This is a genomic window from Pirellulales bacterium (assembly GCA_019636335.1).
Taxonomy (GTDB): Bacteria; Planctomycetota; Planctomycetia; order Pirellulales; family JAEUIK01; genus JAHBXR01.
This window is the reverse complement of record JAHBXR010000051.1, coordinates 1-8627: the sequence shown is the minus strand read 5'-3', so window position 1 is coordinate 8627 and position 8627 is coordinate 1. Positions and strand designations below refer to the sequence as shown.

5 protein-coding genes are annotated in these 8627 nt (G+C 62.4%); 3 read left to right on the top strand and 2 right to left on the bottom strand.

What is annotated here, in order from left to right:
• Positions 1-124 precede the first annotated feature (124 nt).
• Positions 125-2743 (bottom strand): bifunctional YncE family protein/alkaline phosphatase family protein, encoded by a 2619-nt coding sequence (locus KF708_24770; GenBank protein ID MBX3415918.1) that lies wholly within the window; start codon positions 2741-2743, stop codon positions 125-127.
• 235 nt (positions 2744-2978) lie between these two features.
• Between KF708_24770 and KF708_24765 the strand changes: the two genes are divergently transcribed.
• The 3 genes from KF708_24765 (at position 2979) to KF708_24755 (ending at position 7946) form a co-directional block, all read left to right on the top strand.
• On the top strand, positions 2979-4778 hold the full coding sequence (locus KF708_24765) for a redoxin domain-containing protein (protein MBX3415917.1): 1800 nt from the start codon (positions 2979-2981) through the stop codon (positions 4776-4778).
• A gap of 333 nt (positions 4779-5111) precedes the next feature.
• Positions 5112-5672: a PDZ domain-containing protein gene (locus KF708_24760; protein ID MBX3415916.1), complete on the top strand. Its 561-nt coding sequence runs from the start codon at positions 5112-5114 to the stop codon at positions 5670-5672.
• Between the two features lie 333 nt (positions 5673-6005).
• On the top strand, positions 6006-7946 hold the full coding sequence (locus KF708_24755; GenBank protein MBX3415915.1) for a pyrroloquinoline quinone-dependent dehydrogenase: 1941 nt from the start codon (positions 6006-6008) through the stop codon (positions 7944-7946).
• Positions 7947-8142: 196 nt separating this feature from the next.
• On the opposite strand, the gene KF708_24750 is transcribed toward KF708_24755, so the two are convergent.
• Positions 8143-8627: hypothetical protein (locus tag KF708_24750; GenBank protein MBX3415914.1), on the bottom strand; the 485-nt coding region annotated here is incomplete at its 5' end.

Below are 8627 nucleotides of genomic sequence, written 5' to 3'. Positions count from 1 at the left end.
CTGATTCTCCAATTAGGACGCCATGGCTACCAGCCAGTGACCTCGACCGATTCGCTCGGCGAGGCTTTACGCATGCTTGTCGAGCGCAAGACGCAGGCCTGTCGGTCATCCCGCTGACGATGCGTCAATCGCCCGGATACGGCGCCGTGCCGCGCACGGAGTACCACAGGATGCGATTGAACGTTTCTTCGTCGGCCCGGTCTTCTTCTTCCAGATCGAGCTCGAGCGACTGCCGGGCGAAGCGCCGGCCGCGCTCGTCGAGTTCCGCCATCTCTTTGTTCATCTCGTCGAGCGGGATGCGATTCTTCACGGCCTGATAGGGGGTCAAGTCGGGCTCGTCCTGAAAGCAACTCCGCATGGGCGTGGCGCTCAGGTCGAGTTGCGTCATCGGTGGCAGCCCGAGGATCAGCTCGATTGTCTTGACCAGGCCCGTCTGGTTGTAGCAGGTCGAATCGACCGTTTTGCGCTTCGTGTAGGGGGAGATGGCCAGCCCGACCGTGCGATGACCATCGACGTGGTCGAAGCCGTTCTGCGGATCGTCTTCGGTCACGAGGATGCACGTCTTGGGCCAGAAGCGGCTGTTCGAGACCGCCTCGACCACCATGCCCAATGCCAGATCGTTGTCGGCCACCATCGCTCGGGGCGTGGGAGAATTCGGCCGGGTGCCGTTCGTATGATCGGCCGGCAGGAAGAGGTAGACGAGGTTCGGGTATTCCCCCTTCTTCTCGTACTCGTGCAGTTCGTCGATGAACAGCTTCGCGCGATAGACATCGGGCGTGACGAGCGGAAAGCCGGGGAAGTTTGGGTGCGTGTAGGCATCGAGCGAACGGAGATTCGGCGTCGCCGTCACTTGCACCTTTTGCGTGCCATCGACAAAGTCGGCGTAGACGTCGGCCCAACGCGCGTTCTTCGGTTGGTACGAGCTTTTGACGAACTCGCCGTAGTTGCGAAACGACTTGCGATGCGCGAGCGCATTGTCCCAGAGAAAGCCGCTCACCGGAAAAGCGAGCGGATCGCTCCCCTCGTAGGGATAGCTGCGCGTGAACTGCCCGAACTGCTTCTCGAGATAATCGGTCGCGTAGGCGGCGTTCGCCCAGGAGTGCCCGTCGGCCGAGAGCACGCCCGAGCAGTAGAAGTTGTCGAGCAGGACGAACTCGCGGGCCAGCTTATGTTGATTCGGTGTCACCTCCTCGCCGAAGATGCAGAGCGAGGCGTCGCCATTTCCCTCGGGCATGTCGCCGAGCACCTGATCGTAGGTACGGTTCTCCTTGATGACGTAAATCACGTGCTCGAAGACCGAGGGCTCGCCGTGACGCAGGGGGACGGGCACCGGTTTCGCCTCGGCGCGCGGTGGCTCCATGCCGGCGAGCGAATACCCCAATCGGTTGTTGGCATTCACCGTCTCGGTGTATTGCCGCAGTGTGGCCGCGTCGGGCAGGTCGATGAGCGAAACCGAGCCCAGGTGATCGTGCGAGTTGCGACCGATCGACTGAGGCGCGGCGGGATCGTCGCCGTCCCCCTTGCCTTCGCGGCGCGGCGCCTCTTTGCGCGGCTCGAGCGAGCCGTGCCCTTTCACGTTGGCCACGAACAGTTGTTGACCGTTGGGGGCGAGTTGGACGGCGCCGGGATACCAGCCGGTGGGAATGAGCCCTTCGATATGGCTTTCCGCTGGCGCTCGCGTGCTGTCTCCGCCCGCGGAGAACCCCAGCGCGACGACCGCCACGCAATTGCCGGTGCCGTTGGCAACGAAGAGCGCCTGCCCGTCGGCGCTAAGGGCCACGGCATTCGAGCCCGTGCCGAAGGGAAGCTTGGCCTCCGGTTTGCAGTCGATGGTTTCGACCACTTGGTTGTCTTCGGTGCTGATGACACTGACCGTGTCGCTGTTGGCGTTGGCCACGTAGACGAATTTGCCGTTGGGGCTGCTCGCGATGCCGCTCGGATGTCCGCCGACGGAAATGGCGCCGGTCTGCGCCCATTTGCCGTCGACGTGGGCCACGATCGAAACGCTGCCGGTATTGGCGACGTTCGTACGGGGGTCGATCTTGACCGGCGTGCCCGAGGTCGTCAGCGTGTCGGCGTCCTTCGGGGGAGGGTCGCCACCCCAATTCGAGACATACACCCGGTCGCCGACGACCACCGGAGCGTAGGGCGCCACGCCGACGGGAACGCGGGCCACGACTCGGCCATCGCTGGTGTTCAACAACTGCAATTCGTTGCCGCGGGATGAACAGACCCAAAGGTGCCCGTCGTCGTGCCAGGCCATCCCGGTCGGGTAAGGGGCTCCCCCCACTTCCGGCGCGTCGAGTGCCAGATGGCCCTCCCAGTCGTAGTTGCCCTCGGGTGTGCGCTTGGCGATTCGTACGGCTCCCTGCGAGTCGCTGGCGTAGAGACGCTCGCCACGCTCGAGCAGTCCCACGGCGCTAAAGGCACTGGCCAATCCTTTGGTGGCAGTCAAGGGTAAGATCTGCTTGATGGTGCCGCTGGCGCGGTCGATGAAAACCAAATTGCGCATGTTCTTGGCGACGACCGTCTTGCCCGCTTCGATCAGGAGCACGTCGACCGGTCGTCCGGCGAACGTGACCTGTTTTCCGGCGGGTTGCAGGATCTGGTTCGTCGGCACGACGATGCGGCCGTCGGCCTGGAGCCCCACGTTCAATTCGTCTCGTTCGTCGGCGGCAACCGACAAACAGGGGGGGAACGCGATCAGCAAGAAGAAGGACGACAGGCGCAGAGTTCGGTACATCGCAGAATGGCTCCCTTTTTCGTGACCCGGCTGGGACGGATCATAGCAGACGAAATGGCCCCTTGCCCGGTACGAACCCTCACCGCGCATGCCGGAGACTGTTTCCGGCAAAACAATCTTTGCCAAACGGGGCTCCAGCGGGTTCAATAGCATGCGGGGAATGGAAAAAGTACCAATACCGCGCGGTTTGTCGGCGCCTGGCGCGCCTTGCCGCGCGGACATCAAGGGGATCGTTATGCAAGCGAGGTCGTTGCTCGTCGGCATTATCTGCTGTGGAGTGCTGGGCGCGGTCGTGGCGCCCCCTGTCGAAGCCGCCAAGATCGGCAGCAGCGCGCCGAACATCACGTTCAAAGATATTCGCTGCCTGACGCGCAGCCTGCAGGATCTGGGAGAGTCGAAGGGGTATGCCCTCGTCTTTTTGAACACGACCTGCCCCATTGCCCAGCGCTATCTGCCGCGGCTGGAAGAGCTGCACCAGAAGTATGCGCCCCAGGGCATTCAAATCGTGGGCGTGTACAACGCGCAGCACGAGGGCCCCAAAGAGATCGCCGCGCACGGACTGGCCGCCGGCCTGACCTTTCCGATCGTGTGGGACGAAGAGCAGAAGGCGACCAAGGAACTAGGCATCGAGCGCGTGCCGCAGGTCGTGCTGCTCGATGGCAGTCGCAAGGTGGTGTATTCCGGGCGCATCGACGATCAATACCGCAGTGGCGGCGTGCAGCCGAAGGTGGGACGCCACGATCTCGTTGCCGCGATCGACGAACTGCTCGCCGGCAAGCCGATCTCGATCGCCGAGACGCCGGTCGACGGCTGCAAGGTGACGGCCTGGCGCGAACCGAGCTTCGATTTCCCGGTCACCTTCCACGAACACATCGAGCCGATCTTGCAACAGCGCTGCCAGGGCTGCCATCACGAAGGAACCGCCGCGCCGTTCGGGCTGGTGACGTTCGACGAGGCCTCGTCGCAGGGAGAGATGCTGGCCGAGGTGATTCGCGACGGACGGATGCCCCCCTGGTACGCCCATGCGGAGTTCGGCACCTTCTCGAACGACCCCACCATGTCGCGCGAAGAACGCGATCTCGTGGCGGCCTGGGTCCGCACCGGCATGGAAAAGGGTGACGCGTCGAAGGCGCCGGCGCCGCTGGAATTCGTCCAATCGGAGTGGCGCATCGGCGAGCCCGATCTCGTGCTGACGATGAAGAAGCCCCACAAGATCGAGGCCACCGGCTACATTCCGTACAAGTACATCTTCCTGCCGCCGCCGTTCAAGGACGACACCTACGTCGAGGCGATCGAGATTCGCCCGCACAACCGCGCCGTGGTACACCACTGCAATGCGTTCTATGCCGATGCCGTGACGATGAAAGCCGGCGCTGGTTCGTTCATCACGGGCTACGTGCCGGGGGGCGTGCCCTTCACGCTGGTGCCCGGACTCGCGCAGCGCATCCCCAAGAATGCGGTGATCGGACTACAGATCCACTACGTCACAACGGGCAAGGAGGAAGAGAGCACGATCTCGATCGGCTTCCGCTATGCCCGGGGGACCGTGCAAAAGACGACCCACTTCTCGTTGCTCGATCCGCGTGATATCGCGATACCCCCCGGCGATCCCTTCTACGAGATGAAGGCCCGTACGAAGATCGAGAAGGACGCCACGTTGCTGGGGCTGTTCACGCACATGCACCTGCGCGGACGCGATATGACGTTCAACGCGTTCTATCCGAACGGCAAGCAAGAAACGCTGCTGCAGATTCCAAACTACAACTTCGAATGGCAGTTGGGCTATGTGTGCCCCGAACCGCCCCACGAGAAGAAGTTGCCCGCCGGGACGGAAGTCGAGGCGATTGCCCACTTCGACAACTCGAAGTTCAATCCCTTCAACCCCGATCCCGAGTACACGGTGCCCTACGGCGATCAGTCGTACGACGAGATGTTCAACGGGTTCATGTTCTACGTCTACGACGAGGACGAGTTGAACCTCGAGATCGATCCGAAGACAGGGCACGCCCTCCAGGACGAGCAGACGAAGAACTAGCGCGGCCAGGCGCCGGCGTGCTCGCCACGTCGGCGCCTGGCTGGCGACGCGACTTTGTCGGCTGCCGCAAACCCGCTTCTTGCGCCCGCCGAACGTCCCCTCGCGCCATCGGCGGCTTTCTCTGGCAACACTCTGTTGCAAATCACCACCTTCTGCGCTCTAGCAGCTAGGAAGGCGGAGATCAGCGCCCTCGACCGAGCAGGTCTGGGTGCGGTGCATTCACGGCATTTCCGCCCTTGCACCTTTCGTCCCTGCGCCGGCGAGGCCTTCGGCCACTTCGCCCTGTGCCAACTGTTTGTGCCGATCGAGGAGTTCGGAACCGTGAAGTGCAACATGAAGCAACAGGCAGTGGCTCGCGCGGCGTTGGTCTTGCTCGTGGGCCTGGCCTTCGCCGCGACGATCGCCGGCGGGGCCACGGCCGGCGATCATCACCACCACAAGAATCACAACCACCACAACCAACATCAGGGTTCGTTCAACGTCCAGCCGTGGTTCGGTAACTTGCAGCAGTTCGATCAACAACGCCACAAGGTGGGCAAGCCCTCGCAGGTACACCATCAACCGAAGCAGGTAAAGCCGTATCTCAACCCGCAGGGGAGTTCAGACCACCCCCCGCACGCGAGCGGCTGGTGGTTGGGGGTGAGCACGCAGGCCTTCGGCCGCGGTCCGGAGGTGCAATTCGTTTCGCACGGCAGCCCCGCCTCGCGCGTCGGCATCGAGCAGGGAGATATCATCCACGAGGTCGACGGCATACCTGTCAGCACGCCGTGGGAGTTGTCGCAGGCGATTCGCTTTTCGGACGGCTACGTGCGTTTGCTCATCGAAGACGTGCGCACGGGAGACCTTGCCTACCGCATGGTGCGACTGACGCGCCGTGTCTCGCAGGTCTATTAGGGCTGACCTGGCGCTGGATCTACTATCCACGTCGAGCGGCCGAAGTTTCGGCGGCTCGACGTGGGCTTTTTTGCGCGCCAAAGGTACTCGCCCGGCGCGGGCCTATTCCGCTCCGCGCAGCCCATGAGCCTAGGGCGCCCAACGGAAGCCAGGAATGCGTGAGGGCACCGTTCTTCAAAGTGGCTCATTGGCCGCGCGGACAGCAATAATGCCGATTGAATGCTGTTCTGACGCGGTACATAATCGGGCACGCCCGGGCCGGAACATTCGCTTCGGCGCGGGCGGGAGGCAGCCCTTTCCTTTTCTAGCGCGCTCAGGCAGGCGGAGATTCTGATGACGTTCGTTCGTATCGCCCCGGCGATGTTGTTTTTTCTGATCGTGGCGGTGGCGCCATCGGCCGCGGCCGAGCATGGTCCCGTGGCGCGAGGCGCCACCGACGGCCAGTGGCGCTACTACAGCGGTGACGGCGCGAGCACGAAGTATTCCACGCTCGACCAGATCAACGCCGAGAATGCCGGCCGCGTGAAGGTCGCCTGGGCCTGGGACACCGTCGACGCCGAACTGCAGAAGAAGAATCGCGCGCTGGGCACCTTCACGTGCGAGGCGACCCCGTTGGCCATCAACGGCCGCCTCTACACGAGCACCTCCCTGTCGCAGGTTGCCGCCATCGATGGTGTGACCGGCGAGACCCTCTGGGTCTTCAACCCCGAGGTCTACAAGGTCGGCCGACCGACCAACCTGGGCTACGTGCATCGCGGCGTGGCCTATTGGAGTGACGGCGACGAGGAACGCATCTATCACAACGCACACGACGCGTTTCTGTATGCCCTCGATGCGAAGACGGGCAAGCTCGTCGAGTCGTTCGGCGAAGGGGGGCGAGTGGACCTCGCCAAGGCGATTCCCCATGCCAAGCACGCCGCCAACTACACGATGACCTCGCCGCCGGTCATCTGCCGCAACGTGGTCATCACCGGCTCGTCGATCTTCGACGCGCCACTGAATAAAGAAATGCCGCGCGGAGACATTCAGGCCTTCGACGTGCGCACGGGCAAGCCGGCCTGGATCTTTCACTCCGTGCCGCAAGAAGGCGAGTTCGGCAACGACACCTGGAAAGAGGACTCCTGGAAGTACACCGGCAATACGAACGTCTGGACGCCGATGACGGTCGACGAAGAGCTCGGTTACGTCTATCTTCCCTTCGGCACGCCCACCAACGATTGGTACGGCGGACATCGGCCGGGCGATAACCTGTTCGGCGAATCGCTCGTGTGCGTGAATGTCGAGAACGGCGAGCGGGTGTGGCACTTCCAGACCGTGCATCACGGGCTGTGGGACTACGATCTGCCCGGCGCCCCGGTGCTCTGCGACATCAACGTCGACGGCCAGCCGATCAAGGCGGTGGCGCAGATCTCGAAGACCGGCTTCACGTTCGTCTTCGATCGTACGAACGGCAAGCCGGTCTGGCCGATCGAGGAACGTCCCGTGCCGCAATCGACCACGCGCGGCGAGATCACCTCGCCGACGCAGCCGTTTCCCACGAGGCCTGCGCCCTACGAGTTGCAGGGTTCGACCGAAGAGAACCTGATCGACTTCACTCCCGAGCTGCGCAGCGAGGCGCTCGAGATTCTGAACCAGTACGATCACGGGCCGTTGTTCACACCCCCCACGGAACGAGGCACCATCAACCTGCCTGGCTGGGCCGGCGGCGCCAACTGGTGGGGCGCCGCGTTCGATCCCGACACCGGGCTGTTCTATATTCCGTCGGTCTCGTCGCCGATCGTGGTGAAGCTGGTCGAGCCCGATCCCGAGCGTTCGAACTTGACGTTGATTCGCAGCGGCGGTGGTTTTGGCGGCGGATTGAACGGGCCGAAGGGGCTGCCTCTCTTCAAGCCCCCCTGGGGCCGTATCACGGCGATCGATCTCCACACGGGCGATCACGCTTGGATGGTGCCGCACGGCGACGGCCGCCGCCAGCGAGTCAGCGAGCTGGTTGGTCACGACGTCGGCCCGCTCGGCAGCGGCGGCGGTGGACCGTTGCTGACCAAGACCTTGCTCTTCATCGGCCAGGGAGGCAGCGGCCGAGGTTCTCGCAGCGAAGGAGGCTCGAACTTCCTCCGCGCCTACGACAAGGCCACGGGCCAGGTCGTGGCCGAAATGGAATTGCCCGCTCCTCCCAGCGGCACGCCGATGACCTACCTGGCCGGGGGCAAGCAGTACATCGCCGTCGCCACGCAGAAGGGAAACATCGTGGCCTTGAGCTTGCCCGCGGAATGAAGGCCTCGAATCTCCAACGTCACGGAAAACCTTTAAAGGATAAAGGGGACGCAAGTCGTTGTTTGCATCGAAATTCTACTCCCGTCCCCTTTATTTCTCTCGTCCCCTTTATTTCTCTTTATTTCTCCCACTCCGGCCTCGTCTTTCTTGATTGGCATGGATATCTTCCCTTCAGTCTGTCAACTATCTCGCTTGTTCATGTAATGCCATGTTGCTTCAGGACGGCTTGTTCGTCGCCAGACACCCATCCAAATATTTTGGGTTCCCCGTCCAGCATCTGAATGAGGTAGTGGACATCGAAATCGATCGTGACATCCGATTGGTCTTTGCGGCCATAGGTCGCCGTCCATACGACATGAGCTATGCAATGATATTCGTCGATCGGCGAGATACGGACGCTACGGGTGCGCATGTCCTTTGTCCCAATTTGGCGATAGTGTTCAAATCCCTGTCGCATGACTTGCTTGAACTGGTCGTCATTCTGACTGACCATCACGCCGGCAGGCGCGGCACCGATGAATGCGGAAGCGTATGAAGACGCGATTCGATCCATGTCCGCCTCACCTTGAATCGCCTTGCAAAACAATTCTTGATAGCGATCGAACAATTTGGTCACGCTTTCTTCCAGCGTCTTTTCGATGGCTGGTTTGTTCATCGTCTCTTCGCCTCCTCGTGTACCTC

Coding starts and splice junctions, on each gene's coding strand:
- KF708_24770 (MBX3415918.1), bottom strand. CDS start 2,743: ATGTACCGAACTCTGCGCCTGTCGTCCTTCTTCTTGCTGATCGCGTTC.
- KF708_24765 (MBX3415917.1), top strand. CDS start 2,979: ATGCAAGCGAGGTCGTTGCTCGTCGGCATTATCTGCTGTGGAGTGCTG.
- KF708_24760 (MBX3415916.1), top strand. CDS start 5,112: ATGAAGCAACAGGCAGTGGCTCGCGCGGCGTTGGTCTTGCTCGTGGGC.
- KF708_24755 (MBX3415915.1), top strand. CDS start 6,006: ATGACGTTCGTTCGTATCGCCCCGGCGATGTTGTTTTTTCTGATCGTG.